Origin of the sequence: Trueperella bernardiae, assembly GCF_001469025.1 — a bacterium.
Taxonomy (GTDB): Bacteria; Actinomycetota; Actinomycetes; order Actinomycetales; family Actinomycetaceae; genus Trueperella; species Trueperella bernardiae.
The window spans coordinates 65,346-85,959 of record NZ_LNIZ01000008.1 but is presented as its reverse complement, the minus strand read 5'-3'; the positions used below and the strand labels follow the sequence as shown (position 1 = coordinate 85,959).

General features: G+C 65.7%; 17 protein-coding genes. 9 read left to right on the top strand and 8 right to left on the bottom strand.

Annotated features, from left to right (window positions below):
* Positions 1-11: 11 nt before the first annotated feature.
* The 6 genes from AQZ59_RS09460 to AQZ59_RS07730 all read left to right on the top strand — a co-directional run bounded on the left by AQZ59_RS09460 (position 12) and on the right by AQZ59_RS07730 (position 6,597).
* Positions 12-1,025 (top strand): thiamine ABC transporter substrate-binding protein, encoded by a 1,014-nt coding sequence (locus AQZ59_RS09460; RefSeq protein WP_062614096.1) that lies wholly within the window; start codon positions 12-14, stop codon positions 1,023-1,025.
* A 3-nt stretch (positions 1,026-1,028) separates the two neighbouring features.
* Positions 1,029-2,651: an ABC transporter permease gene (locus AQZ59_RS09455; protein ID WP_062614095.1), complete on the top strand. Its 1,623-nt coding sequence runs from the start codon at positions 1,029-1,031 to the stop codon at positions 2,649-2,651.
* A gap of 37 nt (positions 2,652-2,688) precedes the next feature.
* Complete coding sequence (locus AQZ59_RS07750; protein ID WP_062614094.1) at positions 2,689-3,393, top strand: ABC transporter ATP-binding protein; 705 nt, start codon at positions 2,689-2,691, stop codon at positions 3,391-3,393.
* A 727-nt stretch (positions 3,394-4,120) separates the two neighbouring features.
* Positions 4,121-4,915 carry a hypothetical protein gene (locus AQZ59_RS09605; protein WP_160326886.1) on the top strand — a complete coding sequence of 265 codons (795 nt, stop codon included), beginning with the start codon at positions 4,121-4,123 and terminating at the stop codon, positions 4,913-4,915.
* Positions 4,855-5,853: an isopeptide-forming domain-containing fimbrial protein gene (locus tag AQZ59_RS07735; protein WP_160326885.1), complete on the top strand. Its 999-nt coding sequence runs from the start codon at positions 4,855-4,857 to the stop codon at positions 5,851-5,853. The genes AQZ59_RS09605 and AQZ59_RS07735 overlap by 61 nt, the downstream gene beginning before the upstream one ends.
* Positions 5,854-5,952: 99 nt before the next feature.
* Positions 5,953-6,597: a hypothetical protein gene (locus tag AQZ59_RS07730; protein ID WP_062614090.1), complete on the top strand. Its 645-nt coding sequence runs from the start codon at positions 5,953-5,955 to the stop codon at positions 6,595-6,597.
* 125 nt (positions 6,598-6,722) lie between these two features.
* Here AQZ59_RS07730 and AQZ59_RS07725 read toward each other — a convergent pair whose 3' ends face one another.
* Positions 6,723-8,048, bottom strand: a complete 1,326-nt coding sequence (locus tag AQZ59_RS07725; RefSeq protein ID WP_062614089.1) for a DUF4921 family protein — start codon at positions 8,046-8,048, stop codon at positions 6,723-6,725.
* Positions 8,049-8,144: 96 nt separating this feature from the next.
* On the opposite strand from AQZ59_RS07725, the gene AQZ59_RS07720 reads away from it, so the two are divergent.
* From AQZ59_RS07720 to mobA, 3 genes are all read left to right on the top strand, one after another.
* Complete coding sequence (locus AQZ59_RS07720; protein WP_062614088.1) at positions 8,145-9,425, top strand: MFS transporter; 1,281 nt, start codon at positions 8,145-8,147, stop codon at positions 9,423-9,425.
* 90 nt (positions 9,426-9,515) lie between these two features.
* Positions 9,516-9,944 (top strand): cupin domain-containing protein, encoded by a 429-nt coding sequence (locus tag AQZ59_RS07715; RefSeq protein WP_062614087.1) that lies wholly within the window; start codon positions 9,516-9,518, stop codon positions 9,942-9,944.
* A 237-nt stretch (positions 9,945-10,181) separates the two neighbouring features.
* Positions 10,182-10,754: a molybdenum cofactor guanylyltransferase gene (mobA, locus tag AQZ59_RS07710; protein WP_062614086.1), complete on the top strand. Its 573-nt coding sequence runs from the start codon at positions 10,182-10,184 to the stop codon at positions 10,752-10,754.
* Between the two features lie 292 nt (positions 10,755-11,046).
* Here the strand turns inward: mobA and AQZ59_RS07705 are convergent, their stop codons facing one another.
* The 7 genes from AQZ59_RS07705 to AQZ59_RS07675 all read right to left on the bottom strand — a co-directional run bounded on the left by AQZ59_RS07705 (position 11,047) and on the right by AQZ59_RS07675 (position 20,479).
* The gene (locus AQZ59_RS07705; RefSeq protein WP_062614085.1) at positions 11,047-11,985 is read right to left on the bottom strand and encodes an ROK family glucokinase; all 939 of its coding nucleotides are present in this window, start codon (positions 11,983-11,985) and stop codon (positions 11,047-11,049) included.
* A gap of 57 nt (positions 11,986-12,042) precedes the next feature.
* Complete coding sequence (locus tag AQZ59_RS07700) at positions 12,043-13,098, bottom strand: ABC transporter permease (RefSeq protein ID WP_070808065.1); 1,056 nt, start codon at positions 13,096-13,098, stop codon at positions 12,043-12,045.
* 69 nt (positions 13,099-13,167) lie between these two features.
* Positions 13,168-13,809 carry a TorD/DmsD family molecular chaperone gene (locus AQZ59_RS07695; protein WP_062614084.1) on the bottom strand — a complete coding sequence of 214 codons (642 nt, stop codon included), beginning with the start codon at positions 13,807-13,809 and terminating at the stop codon, positions 13,168-13,170.
* Between the two features lie 33 nt (positions 13,810-13,842).
* Positions 13,843-15,990, bottom strand: coding sequence for a prolyl oligopeptidase family serine peptidase (locus AQZ59_RS07690; protein WP_062614083.1), 2,148 nt, complete (start codon positions 15,988-15,990; stop codon positions 13,843-13,845).
* 162 nt (positions 15,991-16,152) lie between these two features.
* Positions 16,153-17,184: a dimethyl sulfoxide reductase anchor subunit family protein gene (locus tag AQZ59_RS07685; RefSeq protein ID WP_062614082.1), complete on the bottom strand. Its 1,032-nt coding sequence runs from the start codon at positions 17,182-17,184 to the stop codon at positions 16,153-16,155.
* Positions 17,184-17,822, bottom strand: coding sequence for a DMSO/selenate family reductase complex B subunit (locus AQZ59_RS07680; RefSeq protein WP_062614081.1), 639 nt, complete (start codon positions 17,820-17,822; stop codon positions 17,184-17,186). The genes AQZ59_RS07685 and AQZ59_RS07680 overlap by 1 nt, the downstream gene beginning before the upstream one ends.
* Complete coding sequence (locus AQZ59_RS07675; RefSeq protein WP_236698695.1) at positions 17,822-20,479, bottom strand: DMSO/selenate family reductase complex A subunit; 2,658 nt, start codon at positions 20,477-20,479, stop codon at positions 17,822-17,824. The genes AQZ59_RS07680 and AQZ59_RS07675 overlap by 1 nt, the downstream gene beginning before the upstream one ends.
* Between the last annotated feature and the right edge of the window lie 135 nt (positions 20,480-20,614).

Here is a 20,614-nt window from a genome sequence, read left to right as displayed (position 1 = left end):
TGGGAGGAAAAATGAAGACGAAGAGCCTTTTCGTTGTGGCGCTTGGCGCCACGCTCACCGCGACGATGGCCGCATGCTCGGCCGTTGACCAGGCAAAGACGACGGGCGACACGGTCACCGTGCTCACCCACGACTCGTTCTCGATCTCCGACGAGGCCAAGGCGGCCTTCGAGAAGGAGACGGGCATGACGCTGAAGACCACCGCCCCCGGTGACGCCGGCATGGTGCTCAACCAGCTCATCCTCAACAAGGACAACCCCACTGTCGACGCCGTGTTCGGCATCGATAACTTCTCCGCGCAGAGCGCGCTGGACGCGGGCGTCATCGCGCCGTATACCCCGGCCTCGGACCCGGGCGCGGACCGCCGCATTGGCGACTTCACCGCGATCGACTACGGCGACGTCTGCCTCAATGCGGACGCGGCCTACTTCGAGGAGCACGGACTGGAGCTGCCGACGTCGTTCGCGGACCTGACCAAGCCGGAGTACAAGGACCTGCTGGTGGTGACGAACCCGGTCACCTCTAGCCCGGGCCTGGCGTTCCTCGTGGGCACGATCGAGGAGGCGGGCAATGACTGGAAGCAGTACTGGACCGACCTACTCGACAACGGCACCAAGGTGGTTGACTCCTGGTCGGACGCCTTCTACACCGACTTCTCCGCTGCCGACGGCAAGGGTGCCTTCCCGCTCGTGCTGTCCTACGCCTCTTCGCCCGCTTACGGTGAGGGCGCCTTCGTCAACGTGCCCGGCACCTGCGTGGCGCAGACCGAGTACGCCGGCGTCGTGAAGGGCGCGAAGAATGCCGAGGGCGCAGAGAAGTTCATCGACTTCATGCTCTCCGAACAGGTCCAGTCCGAGATCCCGGAGACGATGTACATGTACCCCGTGGCCGACGTCGCCTTGCCGGCCGAGTGGGAGACCTACGCCCAGCGCCCCGCGAACTCGCTCACGCCCGACCCGAAGAAAGTGGCGGAGAACCGTGAGACCTGGCAGAAGGAATGGTCTGCGTTGCGCGAAGGCCGCTAACGCGTGAGAGGAAGAGTCGCCCACCTGGGGTGGGGTGCAGCGCTGGCAGTGCCAGCGCTCTTCCTCATCCTCTTTTTCCTCTGGCCCGTGGGGCGCATTCTCAGCATGGGCCTGGGAGACGTGGCCATGTTTGGCGAGGTCCTCGGCCAGGGGCGGACGTGGCGGATTGTCGGGCAGACGCTCGGCATGGCGCTCGCGGCTACCGCGATCTCCGTGGTGTTGGGCGTGCCGGGCGCCTACGTGCTCTACCGGCTGAAGATCCCGGGGGCGCGGGTGGCGCGCGCGTTCGCCACGGCTCCCTTCGCGCTGCCGACCGTGGTGGTGGGCGTGGCCTTCCGTGCGCTGCTCGACGACGCCGGCCCGCTCGGCTTTCTTGGGCTTGGCCAGACGACGGCGGCCGTGGTGGCCGCGATGGTCTTCTTCAATTACGCCGTGGTGGTGCGGACGGTGGGGTCGATGTGGGCGGGGATCGCCGATCTCACCGACGCCGCCCGCACCCTCGGCGCGAGCCCTGCGCGCGCATTCTTCACGGTGACGCTCCCACAGCTTGGGCCGTCGATCGCGGCGGGTGGTGGGCTCGTCTTCCTGTTTTGCTCCACGAGTTTCGGTATCGTCCAGACCCTGGGCCGGCCCGGGTACGGCACGTTGGAGTCGGAGATCTACGTCCAGTCCACCGCCTACCTCGACCTGGGGCACGCGGCCGTTCTATCCGTGTTGCAGCTGGTGATTGTGGTGGTGGCGCTGATCGTGTCCACTGCGCTGTCGGCGCGGACGGAGCGCGCGTTGGACGTGACGCAACGGCCGGCGAAGCGGCCCACGCGCGCGGCCATTCCGGCGATGGTGGTGACCGCGGCCGTGTTGGTTTTCCTGGCGGCGCCGCTGCTGGGCTTGTTGGCCGGGTCGTTGCGCTCGCAGGGCCAGTGGTCCCTGCACAACTACCGGGTGTTGGCTCAGCCCGGCGCCGGCTTCGCCGGTGGCACCTCTATTCTTGACGCGCTCGACCACTCGGTGAAAATTGCGCTCGATGCGGCGACGCTGTCGCTGGTGGTCGGCGTGATCCTCGCCTTCGCGCTGTCACGCCGGCCTCGCACGCGCCTCGTCCGTACGGGGCAGCGGGTGCTGGACGGCGTCGTGCTCCTGCCGCTCGGGATCTCGGCCGTGACCGTGGGCTTTGGCTTCCTCGTCACCTGGGGGCGCGTGCAGTCCGTGCCGACCGGGCTGATCGTGCCGCTAGCCCAGGCCGTGGTGGCGTTGCCGCTGGTGGTGCGCTCGCTCGTGCCGATCCTGCGCGCGATCGACCCGCGGATGCGGGAGGCCGCCGCCACGCTGGGCGCGAGCCCGGCGCGCGTGCTCGCCACCATCGACCTGCCCATCATGGCGCGCGGGCTGGGGATCGCCTTCGGGTTCGCGTTCGCGATCTCGCTGGGGGAGTTCGGGGCCACATCCTTCCTGGCCAGCCCCGACTACCAGACGCTGCCCGTGCTCATTTCGAAGCTGCTGGGCCGGCCGGGCGTCGACAACTATGGGATGGCGCTAGCCGGGTCCGTGATCCTGGCAGGGCTCACGGGCGTGATCATGTTCGTCACCGACCTGGTGCGGCCAAGCGGCACCCGGGGTGCGTTCTAGGTGCAAGTGCCTTCTAGGTGCGAGTGAAGGAGAGAGAATGCTGAGACTCGTCAACCTTGACCTGTCCTACGATCAGCCGCCGGTGCACGCGGTCAACGGCGTGTCGCTGACGCTGCAGACCGGCCAGATCCTGGCGTTGCTGGGTGAGTCTGGCTCGGGGAAGTCCTCGTTGCTGCGCGCCGTGGCGGGCCTGGAGCCGGCGACGGGCGAGGTGTCGCTCGGCGGGCGCGATTTGGCCGGGGTGCCGGTCCATCTGCGTAACATCGGGATGGTGTTCCAAGACGGCCAGCTTTTCCCGCACCGGTCGGTTGAGGGCAACATCGCCTACGGGCTCGAAGTGCAAAAGGTGGCTAAGGCCGAGCGGCACGAGCGCGTGGCCGAGCTACTCGAGCTGGTGGGCCTGCCCGACTATGGCGGCCGCCCGATCTCCACGCTGTCTGGTGGCCAAGCCCAGCGCGTGGCGCTCGCCCGTTCGCTTGCCCCGCGCCCCGACCTAATTTTGCTCGACGAGCCGCTCTCCGCGCTCGACCGCATCCTACGCACACGCCTATCCACCCAACTGCGGGAGATCCTGTCCGCCGTGGGGGCCACTGCGATCTACGTGACCCACGACCGCGACGAGGCCTTCAACGTCGCCGACCTCATCGGTGTCATGGAGGACGGCCGCCTCATCCAGCTCGGCACGGCCGACGAGCTACGCGAGAGCCCGGCGTCGGACACGGTCCGCCGGCTGATTTCCTAGGCCGGAACTGCCGAATGTGAGGTCCGGTTTGGCTAGTGTGAAACGTCGCGGGGGTAGTCTTTGGTTTAATAGGCTTGTGCTTCGTGCACGTGGCGAGCGCCTGTAGGATTGCCCCGGTGAGACGATGAGGTCACCGATGAGTGCTTGCGTTTCTGATTGTTGGAAAAGGAAGGACTTGTCATCGTCGTGATGGATCTAGCTTGGTTGAAGTCGCATGTGCGTCTATGAGTGCTCGCCCTGTTTGCCTTCACGGTCAGTATGCTCCTGGTGTTCCCGCGGGTGAGCTTCGCGCTCGACGGCGAGGAAGAGAGCGCTGGCGGCACGAAGGCCTACGAAATCGAAGTCCAATGGAAAAACCAACCGGAACAGGTGACCTCCGGGCTCGACGTGTTGTCGATGATCTGGTGGATGGACATCAACGATTCTGCCCCCGCCCCTGGAAACGAACCGACCACCGACAACCTGCTGGTTGTGACAGTGGAGAATGCTCATTTTGGCGAGATCCCGAGCCAGTGTCTGAGTGGCGATGCCGGTAAGTCGGCGCTGTCTGAAGACGCCTGCACGTTGACCTGCGACATCGGCACGCGCGACCAGGGCACCGCCCAAATGGTCCTCTCGGGTGTCGAGATGGACGGCCCGGCAGGATCAAACGTGAAGGCCAAGGCGCAGTTCCGTGGCCTTGAGGCTACACTGCCCGAGATCCCGATCATCGCGCCTTTCATCATGGATGCGAAGTTTGACGGCGGGCCCGTCGTCGTTGACGGCCGTGGACCCCAACTTCCAGGACCTGAACTTCCCCTTCTCGCTGGTGCACTCGGCGGGGTCCTCCAAGGGCCCGTCGGAGGTCAGCTACGACATCACGATTAACGGTGTGCGCAACGAGCGCGTGACGCTGCAGGATGTTGCGTGTGCTCCGATCGACCGCGTGCACTCCGGCTACCCCTACTCGGCCGACGGCTTCCCCGCGAATCAGACCGCGCGTTTCCCCACCTGTAAGTTCGAACTGGTGGACCCGGATACCAATACCTTCCGCCTGACGCTCTCGGACCTCGATTACTCCGGTGATCGTCCTTACTTCGACTCGAACGGTGTGCGCCTGCCGCAGGTGAAGCCGAACTATCCGAACTCGGTGATCGCCGCCGGCGAGCTTCGCGTGAAGGTGCCCTATGTGCGGAGCGGTAATAACGCGAATGACAACACGAATGTGACGCTGAAAGCGTCGACACCCACCTACGTCGCTGCAGATGGCTCCGAGTCGGTTGAGGACGCGTCGAACAATCAGAACCGCACTCCGATCGTCCGCGGTAACTGGACAGGCGCCTGGGTGGTAGCCTCGCAGTACCCGAAGGCCTACCCCGGCATCGGTTGGTCGGATACTTCGCGGGCGCCCAAGGGTGCGACCGTGATGTCGGTGTCTGGCATTGTGCCGCAACGCACCGAGGCAACGGCGGACGCCTGGGTGTGCAACACCCCGATACGGAGCGTGTCGACTTCGTGGATGCGCGCGTCGTGGCCGATGTAGATGCCAAGCCGAATGTGTATTACGGTGATCCGGTAGAGGAGCTCAAGATCCTCTACTACACGGGCGAGGTCAAAGATCCTAACCTGTTTGAATGCGGTACCGTCGAGACGAGACGCGACGAGGGTACGGATGAGAAGGACGGGTGGACCTATACAAGGCCCGCTGATCTGTCGACGGTGAAAGCCGTCAAAGTCCGTGTTTCCCGTGAGAATAGTTATCTGTCGAGTCTGCCGCAGTCGCTTTTCTACCTGGTGGTCGAGCAGCGTATTCACGATGACGTCCAGATCGGCGATGACGTGTGGACTTGGACATCGGTTCCCTGGACGGGCATCTATGATGCGGGATGGGAGTTAGACCTGCCTGCGAAACGTTACTACGACCGCACCACCTTTGAAGACGGCGACGTGATTGATGCCCAGTACGCTTCGCCCGGCGTCCTTACCGACGGCGTCCGCTACCCCTACACCGGCCCGGGCCGTGACCTGCTACGCGTGGTCGGCTCGCTGCCGGTGGTCGCCAAGGATGTCGCTCAGCCTGAATATGGCCCCGGCGACGAGGCGGACTACACCATCCGCTTTGGCCTTGAGTCCGAGATCGCGAACATGCCGAACGATACCGTGGTGATCGAAGATACCCTCGCGCCCGGCATGACCTATGTGGAAGGTAGTGCCGCCACCGAGCCGACGGTCTCGAAGGACGCGGAGGGCCGCCAGGTGCTGACCTGGACGGTTGAGGACGTCGTGCCTAATATTGACGTGCTCAAGAACAACCCGTACACCATCAACTACAAGGCCACGATGCCGAAGGACGCCAAGGCAGGTGCCGTGTTCACCAACACCGTGGTCGCTTCGAGCCAGGGCAACTCGCGCCGCGCTGAGGTCAAGGTGACGGTGCCGCGAGCCGGCTACACTTCCATCAAGAAGCATGTGGAGAAGTAGGTTGTCGACACCCTGACCAACGGTGTCGCGGCGAACACCTGGACCATTGATCTGACCTCAAAGGACCCGGAGAAGTCGACCGTCACCGACGTCATCGATGTGCTGCCCTACGACGGCGACGACAAGGGCTCGAAGTTCAGCGGCACGCTGGTAGTGAAGGGTGCCGAGGCAGGGGAAGGCGCGACCGTCTACAGCACGACGGCCGAGGCCTTCACGATCGATGAGGACCCGAACGCCAAGGTGAACGGCAAGACCGGCGAGCCCTCGGACATGTGGACCAAGGGCGTGCAGGAGAACGCGACCGCGATCCGCGTGGTCACGAAGGCCGACTTCCCATACAGCGACACCCAGACCATCACGGTGAAGACGGAGCTGAAGGACGCGAAGTCGAGAGACGTCGTCGTGAACAAGGCCGTGGGGCGCGCCGACCATACGAAGATGCGCATGCGCACGTCCGCCCAGTTCGTGGTGCTCACCCCGGTCGAGCTCACCGTGAAGAAGGTGTGGAAGGATGCCGAGGACGAGGTGGAGGACTTCACCTCGGAGGTGGCTGTGGATAAGGTTGGCGAGAACTACTCGGTTATCGTGACGAACACGGCCGAGCTGGACCCGACGCCTGACCCGACGCCTGACCCGACGCCCACTCCCACGCCGACACCCAAGCCGGATAAGCCCCTGCCTCTGACAGGTGCGCAGACGTCCCGCTCATGGTCGTTGCTGCGGGAGCGATGGCACTCGGTGTGACGTTCCTGCGCTACGCGCGCAGGCGGTAGCACGCGGTAGCAAGAAATAGTGGGCCCGGTTCGGCAGAACCGGGCCCACTGCTACAGGTGCAGCCTGGGTCCATGCCACGCCGGGCGCCCCGGTGGCTACAGCGTCGGGTTGTACTTGAGGCAGTTGACCTCGCAGGAGCATTCGGTAGCCACCGAGATGCCGCCGGCGAGCTTGCCCTCCGCGCGAAGTTCGAGCAGACGGGGGACCACGCGGTCGCGCAAGGTCCACGGGTCGATCGTGTTGACGTAGATCTTCGAGCCGCCCTCGAAGCCGGCCAGGGTGGACACGCGCCACTTGAGGAGGATCCGCCACGGCATGTTGACGTCGGAATCCATGGGCTTCGTGTACCACTCTTCGTTGGTGGGCACGTGCGCGCCGGTGGCGGCGTGCATTGCGTGGACCAGGTCCGACATGGCGCGCTGCTCCTCGCGCGTGTGCTCCCACGGCTGGATTCGCGGCGACTTCGACCAGATCTCCAGCGTGGGGTAGCGGTGGCCGAAGCCTGCGATCGCCACCGCGTGCTTGTTCTCCGCGATCACCAGGTTGTGGTAGCTGGCGTAGTTGACCCCGGCCTCGTTGTACAGGTTCGGATTTCGGCGAACCTTCGCCACTTCCATCCGGCCATTGACCGTGCGCTGGTCGATCGCCACGAGCTGCTTGTGCAAGTGGTCGAAGGACGCGCCTGCGGGCTTGAGCCAGTTTTGGAACACCTGCACGTAGCGAACGTACCGGTTCGTCTCATACAGGTCGCGCATCGCCTCCACGGTCATGCGCATGTACCACTCGTGTTCTTGCGGGGTCAGTGTTCCCGACGCCGCAAGCTGCGTGTCGTCCGTCGCCCCGTCCACGAAGTGGCGACGGCTGAGGATGAGGTCGTGGCCGCCCCCGAAGAAGGAGTAGGCGCCCTTGATCTTGTCGGCCTCCGGTAGCTCCTCAAACTCTTCCGGGGTCATGCTCGAGCAATACTTGTTGCGTAGCACGCGCATGACGTGCGCGCGCCCGGCCGGGTCGGCAATGTAGTGGTCCATCCGGCGCTGGGCCGCCGGCGACAGCTTGTAGTCGTAGTTCGCGGCCCAATAGTCGAAGGACAGGATCTCGAACAGGTTCGGCACCCGCCGAAACTCCCACTGCTTCGACAGCATGTCCACGGAGTCGGTCTGGACGATCTCGGCGTCGTCGCCCTTGCGGATCAGGCGTGACTTTTCCGGCGGGGTCTCGAGCACGCGCTGGGTGCAAAAGGCGCAGTGGAGGCCGTCGTGTGCCGGGTCGAGCGGTTGCGGGTCCGGATACTTGATCCCGAGCGGGCGGTTGCCGCGCCCAGGTACAGTCCACACCTCCGTCCCAGAAAATGGGTTCAGCTGCTTGATTGTGCCATCGGCCATGATGGTCAGCGGTTCAGCGAAGGTTTCGTACGGCTGCATCCATATATCCTTTCAGCGTCCGCCCTATTCTATCAGCGCGGTGGCGGTCTTCACATCGGGCTTTGACCCTACCCGGGTAGGTGGTAGAAAGGCGGAGTGAGTGAGCGCGTTCAACTTCCCCGCGAAATCTGGGTTTTGGTGGCGGCCGCGGTGGTCGTCTCGCTTGGATACGGCATTGTGGCCCCCGTCCTTCCCCAGTTCGCAAAGAGCTTTGGTGTCACGACGACGCTCGCCACCGTTGTCGTGTCCGCCTTCGCTTTCATGCGGCTCAGTTTTGCGCCGGTGTCTGGTGCGCTCGCGGCCCGGTTCGGCGAGCGGTCGATGTACATGGTGGGGATCGTGATTGTGGCAGCGTCTTCGGCGGCGAGTGCGTTGGCGCAGAATTACTGGCAGTTGCTGGTAGTGCGGGCGGCGGGCGGTGTTGGCTCGGTGATGTTCAGTGTGGCGGCGATGTCGCTCATCATCAAGCTTTCGCCGGTGCATGCACGGGGGCGGGCCTCGGCGGCGTATGGCTCCGGGTTCTTGCTCGGTTCGATCCTAGGGCCGGCTGTGGGCGGGGTGCTCGCACCGCTCGGGTTTCGCTGGCCGTTCGCCATCTACGCGGTCCTGTTGTTGATCGCGGCAACGATCGTGTTCGTGCTGATCCCGAGGGAAGGGCAGCGAGGGGCTGGCGGGTCTGAGGGCGAGGCGCGGGCGGCGCTCGCGGGAGCCGCGGCGGACGCAGCCGGGGATGTGTTGCGCGAGCCGGGCGACGGCGTCGTCGGAGAAAACGTGCGTGCGCCGGAGCCGATGACGATCGCCGAAGCGCTGCAACTGCGGCGGTTTAAGATCGTGCTACTGACCGCGTTCGCGCAGGGATGGACGAACTTCGGGGTGCGGGTGGCGGTGGTGCCGCTGCTGGCGGCCGCGATCCCCGGCGCGCCGACGTGGCTGCCGGGCGCCGCGCTCATGGCGTTCGCGGCGGGCAACGGGCTCGCGCTCACCAGGTCCGGCTACCTGTCTGACCTGTACGGGCGCAAGTACCTGGTGGTGGCCGGGCTGACGATCTCGGGCGTGTTCACCGTGCTCATGGGCGTGTGGGATTCGGCGGCGCTGATCCTGGTGGCGTCGTTCATGGGAGGCTTCGGGTCCGGGGCGATCCAGCCCTCGCAGCAGGGAGCCGTTGCCGACATTATTGGGGAGCGGCCGGGGTCGAAGGTGGTGTCCTTCTTCCAGCAGTCCTCGGACCTGGGGCAGATCCTCGGGCCGATCGCCGCCGGGGTGATGATCGATCACTCCGGATACCTGCTCGCCTACGCTTTTTCGGGGGCGATTTTGCTGGTGGTGGCGTTGGTGTGGGTCATGGGCGTGAGGGAAGTCGGGCGGCGGAAGCCTTAGGCTCACCTAATTACTTTGCTAGCGAAGTGCGCGGCCGGGGAGCGGCGCCTGCGGGATAATGGAAGCAATCAAGCCTTTAAGGAGGGCACAATGCAGTACGCAGGCGTTTACGACGATCAGGGTAAGAAGCCATGGGTGATCGACATGGAGGGCGAGACCCTCAATAACGACACCTTCCGCACCACCATGTGGACCGGCAAGCACCTCCAGATGACCGTGATGTCCATCCCGGTGGGTGGTGACATCGGCCTGGAGGTCCACCACGGCATTGACCAGTTCCTGCGCATCGAGCAGGGCAAGGGCAAATGCCAGATGGGTCCCGCGGAGGATGACCTCAATTTCGAGCGCATCGTGGAGGATGACGACGCGATCTTCGTGCCCGACGGCGTGTGGCACAACGTCACCAACATTGGTGACGAGCCGCTGAAGCTGTACACCATCTACGCGGTGCCGGACCACGAACCGGGCACGGTCCACCAGACTCAGGCCGATGCCGAGGCCGATCCGAACGAGGACTAAGACTCACAGACCGAGGGCTTAGGGTACGCCTCAGCGCATAGGCATGGCAATGGCGGGGAGCGGGCGCTCCCCGCCATTTGTGTGCCCGCGGGCGCCGGTACCTGTTCCGGCCGGCCTGGCCGACGGAAGTCGTGAATATATCGGCTGGCGATTGCTATAGGCGCGTGGTGGGTCTTAGGTTCACGAATTGTGTCGGGGGTGGCGCCGATAGCCCGGCGGCCGGGTAGGCTGGAGGGTATGGAACTAGCCGCAGTCATCGTTCAAGCTGGGGGAACGGGGGCGCGCCTCGGGGGTGCTTCCAAACCTGACTATGTGGTGGGCGGCCGGCGCTTGCTTGACATCTTTTTTGACGAGCTCGCCGGAATCGGCTTCTCAGGCAAAGCGGTGGTGATCGCGCCGGACGGCGTGAAAGTCCCGGAGGGAGTCGTGCGCACGTTGGAGGATCCGCCCGGCGGCGGCCCCCTACCGGGAGTCGCCGCCGGCCTTGCCGAACTAGATCTCGGCGACGACGCCGTGGTCGGGCTGGCCACGTGCGATGCTCCCCTCGCGCCGCGGCTCTACCCGTGGTTGCTCGAACGCGTCGAGTGTGACGGTGTGGTTCCCGCGAACTGCGAGGGTTGGCCGCAATACCTGCATGGCGTGTACCGGCTGAGTGCCCTGCGCGCGCTGACCTTCGAGCGGCACGGTTCGATCCGGGGCGCGTTCGGCGGGCTTGACGTGGCGCGGGTCGAGGATCGCGAGGGCTGGTGCATCGATGTTGACACCCCCGAGGATGCGGAGGCGCTCGCGGCAACACTGGCACGACTGTGAGAGTGCAAGGCGAGCGTGGCGAGGCGTGGGCGGAAGTCGTGAATATGCTGGCTGCCGGTTGCTAGAGGGGCCCGGTAGGGCTTAGGTTCACGAGTTGTGTCGGCGCTCGGGGCAGTGACCAGTTGGCGCATACTGATACTGGAACCATGGAAGTCCGGATTATCGGCTCCCTTGCACGCGGAGATTAAAAGAGATTGGAGGTTTTCGGGGCGATCTTCCCACATAGAAGATCGCCCCGAAAACGTCCAGGAAATTCAAATGCGCACGAGCCCACCCGCTCGCGCGGCCCGAACTACTCCCGTGCCAGGTCGGCCGCGCCGATAATGCCGGCGTCGTTGCCGAGGGAAGCCAGGAGCACGGCGGGCTCGGGGCGGTACTCGCGGGCCGTGAGGCGCTCAAGGAAGGCCTCACGCGCCGGGCGAAGCAGGACCCCGCCCGCCTCCGACACGCCGCCAGCCAGAACGAACACCTCCGGGTCGAGCAACGCGGACAGGTCGGCCATGCCCTGGCCGAGCCACTTGCCGATTTCGGCGAATGCGTCGTTCGCTCCCTTGCAGCCCTTCTGTGCGGCCTCGGTGATGATGAGGCCGGTGATCGCCTCCGGGTCCCCGGCGGCGAGCTCGAGCATGCCGGCGGAGCGCTCGCGATCCTGGCGGGCAATCTTGCGTGCCGCACGCAGCAGCGCACCGCCCGACGAGTAAACCTCCCAGCATCCGCGCAAGCCACAGCCACACGGGATGCCACCCTCGACCATGTTGATGTGCCCGATCTCGCCCGCGAACCCGCGCGAGCCGCGCACCAGCTTGCCGTCAAGAATGATGCCACCGCCGATGCCGGTGCCGACCGTGACCACCACCGCCGAGTTGTACTCTCGCGCCGCGCCGAAGCGGAACTCGCCCCAGGCGGCCGCGTTCGCGTCGTTCTCAACCACTGTGTGTAGGCCGGTCGCCTCCTCCACACGCTGGCCAAGCGGCTCGTTTCGCCAGTTGACGTTCGGCGCAAACGTGACTGTTGAGCGATCTTCCTCGATGAAGCCGGCAGCGCCGATGCCGATCGCGTCGGCGTCGTGGGCGCCGAGCTCCTCAATCACTTCTAGGATTGTGGCAACCACGGAGTCGGCCGTGCGCGTATCCGTAGGTTTGCGGGCCATCTTGAGGATGTTGCCATGCTGGTCGACTACACCGGCAGCAATCTTCGTGCCGCCAACATCTACGCCAATAATCTCGCTCATACCTCTATTTTTGCATGATCATTCACGGAATTCAGGCGAGTACGACGGATGGAAGGGCTACTTTCCCAGGTTGCGTTTCCGGCGCGGGAGTGCGTCCTCCGCACGACGACGATCGTCGTCTTCCGCGTCCCCCTCGGCCTCGGCCGGCTCGGGAGATTCGGGAGTGTCGGACGTAGGAGAGCCGGCAGGGCCGGCGGGGTCGGAATCGCCGGAATCTGGCTCTACGGACGCCCCGGAGGTGTCCGACTCGGCCCCGGACTTCTCTGGCTCGGCCCCGGAGTTGGCAGCATCGGCCTGCCTCGGCGCCTCGCCTTTCGCGTGCGTGGCCTTGTCCCGCTTGTGGTCGGATGTGGGAGCCGCCGGCTGCTCGTCCGAGACGATCACCGTGGCGCGCGAGAGCACGCGCGTGACGATGATGCCGCAGATCGTCTGCGCCAGCATGATGGAAACCAGCACCACCACCTGGAAGCGCGCGGCCTCCAGCGGCGAGGCCCCGCCGATTAGCGCGCCCACGAAGGCGCCCGGCATGGTCACCAGGCCGGTGGCCTTGGTTTGGTCGATTGTGGGTAGCAACATCTCCTCGATCGCCGTGCGGCTGACCCGCCCAAACGCCGTGCTCGACGGCGCCCCGAGCGCGAACCAGCCCTCAACCTCCCCGCGTTGCGCCTGCGAGCTCGCAAGGAAGCGCCGCCCGGTCAACGTGGCCGCCGACATCGAATTGCCCGTGATGATCCCACTCATGGCAATGAAGTTCGAGACCGTCAACTCCATCATCCGCACCCCGAACACCAGGGCGATGGTGGTACCCGCGGCGGCGACGATCCCGATCGCCGCCGCCCGCCTGCCATAGGGCAGCTCGTGGAGTCGCTTCCCGGCGGTCAGTGAGGCCACGGTCATCATCACGGCCAGCATGAGCGCGGCTGTCCACGCATACGTGAACACCCCGTGCAACACCAGTGCGAGCACCGCGAGCTGGACCACGGCTCGGATGGTTGCCACCATCGGCTGCCACCCGGCCCTCACACCGGCCCATCGCTGTAGGCCAAGGATCGCCGCCACCGTCACCACCAGCCCGATGCCGGTGGTGACGAACAGCCACGCCGTTTCGTTCACACTGACCTCCCCGCACCCACTAGTCCACGCCAGCCGCGCCGACGCGCGCCTTCACACCACAAATCGCTGCTACTCCTGATCGGCCAGCAGCGCGCCGAGCTCTTCGAGCGCCCCGAGCGAGAGCGCCAGCACCCCGCGGTAGAAGGCCGTGGCGGCGTGCTCCCGTGCGGCGGCGAGCATCTGCGGCGCCCACAGCTCCAGGTGCTCCCGGTAGAACCTGCCCACGACGTCGATGTACCGGTTCGCGTCCGTCAGCGCACTGACCTCGAGCGCACCGAGCGTGCGAACGAGCCCCTGGGCTACGAAGTCGAACTCGAGGCCCACGTGATCGTCCGGCTCCTTGTGCAGGTAGGGGGCTTCGAGCCCCAGCTGGCGGTATTCGGCGCGGACCTGCAGCGTCTCCTCGTCGAACACCAGCCCGTCCTTGCCGCGGTGCACTGATTCGAATGGCGGTACCAGCGCGGTGGCCGTACGGCCGTAGAGGGCGTTGATGTCCGAGCGCAGCTGGTCGGTGCTCTCCCCTTTCTCGAACGACTCGGCCCAGTCGAGCAGGCCGGCCGCCGTGTGCGGCGACTTTGTGCCGGCCAGCGGCCACTCGGTGTACATCTGGCGCAACTGGCCGAGTGTGGCCTCATCCGGCGCGTCGAGGTGCAGGCGCCCCAGGGTGAGGAAGGCGGCCGCGAGGGCGTCGATACGATCTTCGTTCATCATGATGGTCTTTCCGCTCTATTGGTGTTTTGTGCTCTACTTGGCGAGCTTGTGGTCAAGGAAGGAGAAGATGAGGGCGGTCATGAGCGCCACCTGTTCGATGTCAGCGGCACCCGCGTGCCCGCCCTCGGTGTTTTCGTATAGCCACGATTCGTGGCCCATGGCGCTCAGCAGCGCGTGGAACTTGCGGGCGTGGCCCGGGTGCACCCGGTCATCGCGCGTGGAGGTGGTGAGCAGGATTGGCGGGTGCGGCTCTTCGCCTACGTTGTGGTAGGCCGAGTACTGCTCCATGTAGGCCCAGTCCTCCGTGTCCGGATCGCCGTATTCCCCCATCCATGACGCCCCCGCCAGCAGGTGCGAGTAGCGTTTCATGTCCAGCAGCGGCACCCGACACACGATCGCCCCGAACAGGTGAGGGTACGTGGTGTACATGTTGCCCATGAGCAACCCGCCGTTCGAGCCGCCGATCGCCGCGAGCTGCGCCACCGTGGTGATGCCGCGCTCCACCAGGTCCGCCGCCACCGCCGCGAAGTCCTCATACGCCTTGTGACGGCGCTCCTTGAGCGCCGCCTGATGCCAGGCCGGCCCGAATTCGCCGCCGCCACGGATGTTCGCGACGACGTACACCCCGCCCCGCTCCAACCACACCTTTCCGTAGGTGGCCAGGTAGGACGGCAGGCGCGAGACCTCGAACCCTCCGTACCCGTCAAGCAACGTGCGGGTGGGACGCCCGCCCCTCAGCGCCTCCTCCGGCCCCACCACGAAGTAGGGAATCTCCGTGCCGTCCGCCGACGTGGCCCACAGCTGCCGGATCCCCAGCCCCGCGGCCTCAAAGCGCGCCGGTGCCGAGCGTAGCTTGCGCACCGCCAGCTCCTCACGCCCGATCTCACCCATATACAACGTGGTGGGCGTGACGAAACCCGCGACCGTCAGCCACACCTCGTCCGACTCCAGCCGATCCACCGCCGCGATTCCCACCGCGGCGAACTCCGCCGCCTTCGGCGTGACTTCCGCGATCTGCCACGGCTCGACGACGCCTGCGGCCGCCCGCCCCTCAGCACAGAAGAACAGCTTGGTTTTGACGTTGTCGAGGATGGTCATCACCAGGCCCGTGCGGGTGACGGTGAGGTCCAGGAACGACGACGTGGGGGAGGGCGAGTACAGCACTTGCACGTCCTGCGCCCGCGGCTCCGTGATCGACGATGCTGGCATCACCACCACAGCCCCCGCAGGGAAGGTGGCCCCATCGAGCTCCCAATCATGGCGGAGGGTGGCCAGCAGCCAGTCCCGTACGAAGCCGACCTCGGCCGACAGCGGCATGTTGACCTGCGTCAGCGCACTCGGCAGGCCCGCCCTGAGCGCCTCGCCCTCCGGCCCCACCACGGCGCCGCCACCACCGGCCAGCACGCCCTCCAGGTCTGCAACAAACGAGATCGTGCTGCGGAAGTCCGGGTAGCGGAAGGCAACCAGCCGCTCATGCCCCGGCGTGTGGTCGAAGTACGCCCCCGACAGCACGTCGGTAGCAGCACCCTCGATGATGACGGGCGCGCTGGCCAAATCCTGCCCGCGCCGCCACAGCCGGGCGCTCTTGGGGTAGCCCGAGTCGGTCAGCGTGCCCGGTCCGAAGTCCGCGCCGATCACCACCGTGTCCCGATCCACCCAGCTCATTGAGCCCTTCGACTCCGGCTTCTCAAAGCCGCCCTCCACAAAGGCATGCGCCTCCACGTCAAACTCCCGCACGACGTTCGCATCCGACCCGCCCTTCGACATCGTGATCAGCGCCCTGTCATAACTGGGGTAGAGCAACGAGGCCCCGCCGAACACCCACGATTCGCCCTCGGCCTCGCCGAGCGCCCCGATGTCGAGCAACACCTCCCACGCGATCTCCGCCTGCTCCTTGCTCAGGTACTCCTCAAGCCGGGCGCGCCGCCACAGGCCGCGTGGGTGATCCCCGTCCGTATAAAAGTTGTAAATCCATTCCCCGCGCTTGGTGCCGGTATCGAGCTTGTCCGTGGCAGAGAGAATGCCCGCGACGTCATCGCGGTACGCGGAAAACGCCCCGCCGTCAAACTCGGCGAGGGTGCGATCGGACTGTTCGCTCACCCACTCCAGCGAGGCATCGATGTCCTCCAAGTGCAGGTAAGGGTCCGAAAAATCTGTGGCCGTAGCCTGTGGCTTCTTCATGCTTCCATCCTACGAGCGCCCTCCGACAGTTTTCGAACGCACGGTGCCCCCGGCGAAAAACCGGGGGCACCTCTGCTGACGTCTTGCCGTTTTGCCGACGACGACCGCCCAGTCGACTCACGACCGCTCGGCGAGCGTCCGACTGCGCGCGGCCGCTCAGCCTTATCCGATACCGATCAGCTGCTGGGAGTCATAGTGGAGCGAGCGCCCCATGAACTCGGCGGCGAGCAGTACCACGAACCCGAGTGTCACCCAGGCCGCGAGGGGTGTGAGACGAGCGAGGGCGGCGTCGTCGGCCATCTTGTAGGCAACGAAACCGACGGCCACGGCGCCCACGCCCAGCAGGATTAGCCGGGTCCAGAAGAACGCGCCCGTGAACGCGGCGGCGGAGATTGCCGCGGCCGGCTCGGGGTGCATCGCGAGGTTCTGCAGGTGAACGACGTAGGAGATGAGCACGCCCACGGCCGCCAGCGCGGCGAGCGCGGCACACAGCCGGATGATCGACACGGTCCAACGCCACTCCTCGGCGGTGGGCGCGGCGTTGATCTCGCGCTTGTTGGGGGTGAACCCGAGGGTCTCCTTCCAGGTCTTGCCGGCGGCGGGGTCGGTGGTATTGCGCACCGGCACCTCCACGGGCGCGTCCTTAGCGGGCCGCTGACGCACGAGCGTCATGAGCACGAGCGCCATGGTCACCCCGGCGCTGCCCAGCACGATCGCGGTGGCGAAGAACTGGAACGGCACCACCCACGTGTACCAGGCGGGCACGGTGGGCAGGCTCGCGTAGATCATCGACATCGACACGATGAGCGCGACGCCGAATAGCGCGGCCAGCGCCGCCACGCCCTGGCGCAGCCGGAACGAGGCGATCTTGAACCATTGCATGAAGGCAAACACGAAGCCCAGGCCCGCAAAGCCCACGCCGAACACGATCTCGCGGCTCAGCCATGACGTGGCCACGTTGCGGATCACGTTGAGGGTGTGGGTGACGTCGTTCATGTGGAACATGGAGGCGACCAGGCCGAACACCATCACCGGGCCGATGAGGTAGACGATCGGGGTGGTCAGCCGGTCGGCCGTGCGATCGTCGGTGCGGGCAGCGAGCCACATCTGCACAAGACCCAGGATGATAAACATGCCCACGCACATCTGGGCGATGACCGTGAAGATGATCATCGGCAGTTCGTGAAGATTCATCAGATCTCCTTCGGGTTAGCGATCGAGCCGGCGGTGGAGGTCCACGGCTGGGCGTCCTTGTGTGGGTGGATGACCAGGCGCGGCTTGGTGATCGAGGGGTCGGGGAGCGGGGCGACGGCGTCGTTCGTGCCGTGCTCGCTACGTAGCTCGTCGATCGGGCCCCAGCCGAGCGCGCGCGATGGGCAGGCCGCCACGCACGCCGGGTCTTGCCCGGTGGAGCGGTAGTCGTAGCACAGGTCGCACTTGGACATGTGGCCTTGCGCCGCGTTGAACTGCGGGGCGCCATAGGCGCAGGCCCACTCGCAGTAGCGGCAGCCCACGCACTTGGACGAATCGACGTACACCGTGCCGTCCTCGCGCCGGCTCATTGCCGTGGTGGGGCAGACCTGCATGCAGATCGCGTCCTCACAGTGGTTGCACGCGATCGACGTGTAGTAGGTGAACACGTTCTGGGTGAGGGCGTTGCCCTGTGCCGTCCATGTGCCGCCCGAATACTCCACCACGCGGCGCCAATTGACGCCGATCGGCAGGTCGTGCTTGTCCTTGCAGGCGATCTGGCAGGCCTTGCAGCCCGTGCAGAGCTCCTGGTCAAAGAAGAATCCGTAGTTGGCACCCGCTTGGGTTAGCATCTCGCTCATTAGTCCTCCTTGCTCACGCCCGCGGTATCCGCGTTATAGGGCTGGTAGTAGGCCGCCTCGATCCGCTCCAGCGCACCCTTTTCCGCCTTCTCAACCTGTGCCAGCACCGTGTGGCTGGGCAGGCCCTTGGCAAGCGGGGTCGGGTGGAGGGAGGTGAGGGTGTTGACCGAGCCGCCGACGTCGACCGGCCGCTCCCCGTTCGCCCCCGCCGGTAGCGAGAAATCGGCCGAGGGCAGCGGCTTGTACCACGCGCCCTGCGGGATCGACACGGTGCCGGGGATGATCCTCGGCGTGACGAGCGCGCGCAGCTGGACCGTGCCGCGCTCGTTGAACACGTAGACGGCGTCCCCGTTGGCGATCCCGCGCGCCTCGGCGTCGATCGGGTTGAGCCACGCGGTCTGGGTGTGTGCCTCCTTGAGGAGGTTGACGTTGCCGTAGCTGGAGTGTGTGCGGCCCTTGAAATGGTGGCCGATCACCTGCAGCGGGTGATCAGCGTTCTCGCGGGCCTCGAGCGCACCCTCCCAGGTGGCCACGAACTCGGGCAGCGGCGTGAGGACGTCGCCGGCAAGGGCCGGGCGGAAGACGCCGAACTCCCAGGCCTTTGCCAGGTTCGCCAGGCGCTCGGAGTAGATCTCGATCTTGCCCGACGGTGTGGGCACCGGGTTCGCCTCCGGGTCCTCGCGGAAGTCCTTCATGGTGATGACGGGGCCGTCGTTACGGCGGTAGATCCCCATCTCCTTCCACTCGTCCCACGTGGGCAGGGCCGGGTCGTCCTCGCGTGAGCCGTTGATCGCCTCACGCAGCCAGTCCTCGCGGCTCTTGCCGCCGGTGAACTCCTGCTCGAGGTCCAGCTTCGCGGCGAGCTCGGTGCAGATGTCGAAGATCGACTTCGTCTCATACATCGGCTCGATCGCCTGCTGGGAGACGATGCCGTAGGCCATGGGGCCGCCGTTCGCACCGGCGTGGTAGTCGAACTCCTCCGAGGTGGAGGTACCGGGCAGCACGTAGTCGGAGTAGCGGGCCGAGACCGTGTACATGATGTCCGTGGTGACGATGAGCTCGCACTTGGACTCGTCCTCGAGGATGCGCACCGATTCGTTGTTGTCACCGGTCTGGTTGACGAGCGAGTTACTCGCGTACTGGAAGACCGCCTTGATCGGCACCTCTAGCGAGGTGTTTTCGGGCTGCATGTTCTCATCCACCGGGATCTTCAAGCCGCGCACCCCGGGTTCGGGCTTGACGCCCACGCCCGCGTTGAACGTATTCATCTCCGGGCCGTGGTCGATCGCATCGAGCCAGGAGAAGCAGGAGATGATCTTGTTCGAGGGGTTGACGAACTCCGAGTAGAACGACGTGCCGACCCCCAGGCCCCTCGCACCCTCGCGCGCGCCCGTGCCGCCGCCGGGGATGCCGGGGTTGCCGGTCACGCAGGCGAGGAGGAAGATCGCGCGGGCGGTGTTCTCGCCGTTCGCGTGGCGCTGCGGCCCCCAGCCCTGGGTGATCGCGGCGGGCTTGGCGTTGGCGATTTCGCGGGCCAGGCGCCGGATGTCGGCTGCCGGGACGCCGCAGATGTCAGAGGCCCACTCGGGGGTCTTCGCGACCCCGTCCGCGCCCTTACCCTCAAGGTAGGCGCGGTAGGAGGCGTTCTTCGGGGCGCCCTCGGGCATGTGGTCCTCGTCGAAGCCGAGGCAGTACTTGTCGAGGAACGCCTGGTCGTGCAGGTTCTCCTCAACCATTACGTAGATCATGCCGGCGATCAGCGCGGCGTCGGTACCGGGGCGAACCGGCACCCACTCATCTCCGAGCGCCACGGAGGTCTCCGAGTAGCGCGGGTCGATGATGATCGTGCGCACGCCGTGCTCGCGCTTGATGTTCTGGGTGACGAACGTGTGCCCGCCGCCCGACATGCGGGTCTCGATCGGGTTGTTGCCGAACATGACCTGCAGCTTGGAGTTGGCGACGTCGTCGAACGAATTGGAGTTGACCCACGTGCCGTAGAAGTAGGGATAGGCCTGCGTGATGGCCGTGGTGGAGTAATCCGAGTAATGGTCGAGGTAGCCGCCGAACGCGTTGAGCAGGCGAGCCATCGGCGTGTTGTTCGGGGGCCACGAGCAGGACATGACCGCGCCGAGCGTGCCGGTGCCGTACTGGATGTAGAAGGCCTCGTTACCGTAGCGGTTCTTGATGTCCTTCATCTTCTCCGCGATCTCGGTCAGCGCCTGATCCCAGGAGATTTCCTCCCACTGCTCCTCGCCGCGCTTGGTGCCTTCCTTGCGCTTCATCGGCTTCTTGAGACGGTCGGGGTTGTAGATGCGCTGGCGGATCGAGCGCCCGCGCACACACGCGCGCACCTGCTGGTTGCCGAGCTCGTCGGTGCCGGTGTTGTCCGGCAGGACCCGGACCACGGTGCCATCCTTGACCTGCAGGCGTAGCGGGCAACGCGAGCCGCAGTTGACGGTGCAGGCCGACCACACGGTGCGGTCGGCGTCGGCGATCCCCTCCGCGTCTGCGGCCGCGACCTTCGGCGTGCCGAGGCTAGTGGTGGTGGCCGCCAGGCCGGCAACTCCCGCGGCGACCCCGGACCACTTGAGGAATGTGCGGCGCGAAGGGCCGTGCGGCTGCGCGGTCGTGCCGGGTGAGAGAGTCTGAGTCATCATCGCCCCCAAAAACTGAACAAAGAATGCCGGAATTTCCGGCTGTCAATGCCAGTATTCGAGCTAAACGACGAGTGTTCGTTAGACCAAGGTCCCAGATGATCTCAAAAGCGGGAAAACCGCCTCTGACACGGGAAA

What these genes read in the sequence shown, in the direction of transcription:
- AQZ59_RS09460 (WP_062614096.1), top strand. Translation starts at nt 12, where the DNA reads ATGAAGACGAAGAGCCTTTTCGTTGTGGCGCTTGGCGCCACGCTCACC.
- AQZ59_RS07750 (WP_062614094.1), top strand. Translation starts at nt 2,689, where the DNA reads ATGCTGAGACTCGTCAACCTTGACCTGTCCTACGATCAGCCGCCGGTG.
- AQZ59_RS09605 (WP_160326886.1), top strand. Translation starts at nt 4,121, where the DNA reads ATGCGAAGTTTGACGGCGGGCCCGTCGTCGTTGACGGCCGTGGACCCC.
- AQZ59_RS07725 (WP_062614089.1), bottom strand. Translation starts at nt 8,048, where the DNA reads ATGCAGCCGTACGAAACCTTCGCTGAACCGCTGACCATCATGGCCGAT.
- AQZ59_RS07715 (WP_062614087.1), top strand. Translation starts at nt 9,516, where the DNA reads ATGCAGTACGCAGGCGTTTACGACGATCAGGGTAAGAAGCCATGGGTG.
- mobA (WP_062614086.1), top strand. Translation starts at nt 10,182, where the DNA reads ATGGAACTAGCCGCAGTCATCGTTCAAGCTGGGGGAACGGGGGCGCGC.
- AQZ59_RS07705 (WP_062614085.1), bottom strand. Translation starts at nt 11,985, where the DNA reads ATGAGCGAGATTATTGGCGTAGATGTTGGCGGCACGAAGATTGCTGCC.
- AQZ59_RS07695 (WP_062614084.1), bottom strand. Translation starts at nt 13,809, where the DNA reads ATGATGAACGAAGATCGTATCGACGCCCTCGCGGCCGCCTTCCTCACC.
- AQZ59_RS07690 (WP_062614083.1), bottom strand. Translation starts at nt 15,990, where the DNA reads ATGAAGAAGCCACAGGCTACGGCCACAGATTTTTCGGACCCTTACCTG.
- AQZ59_RS07685 (WP_062614082.1), bottom strand. Translation starts at nt 17,184, where the DNA reads ATGAATCTTCACGAACTGCCGATGATCATCTTCACGGTCATCGCCCAG.
- AQZ59_RS07680 (WP_062614081.1), bottom strand. Translation starts at nt 17,822, where the DNA reads ATGAGCGAGATGCTAACCCAAGCGGGTGCCAACTACGGATTCTTCTTT.
- AQZ59_RS07675 (WP_236698695.1), bottom strand. Translation starts at nt 20,479, where the DNA reads ATGATGACTCAGACTCTCTCACCCGGCACGACCGCGCAGCCGCACGGC.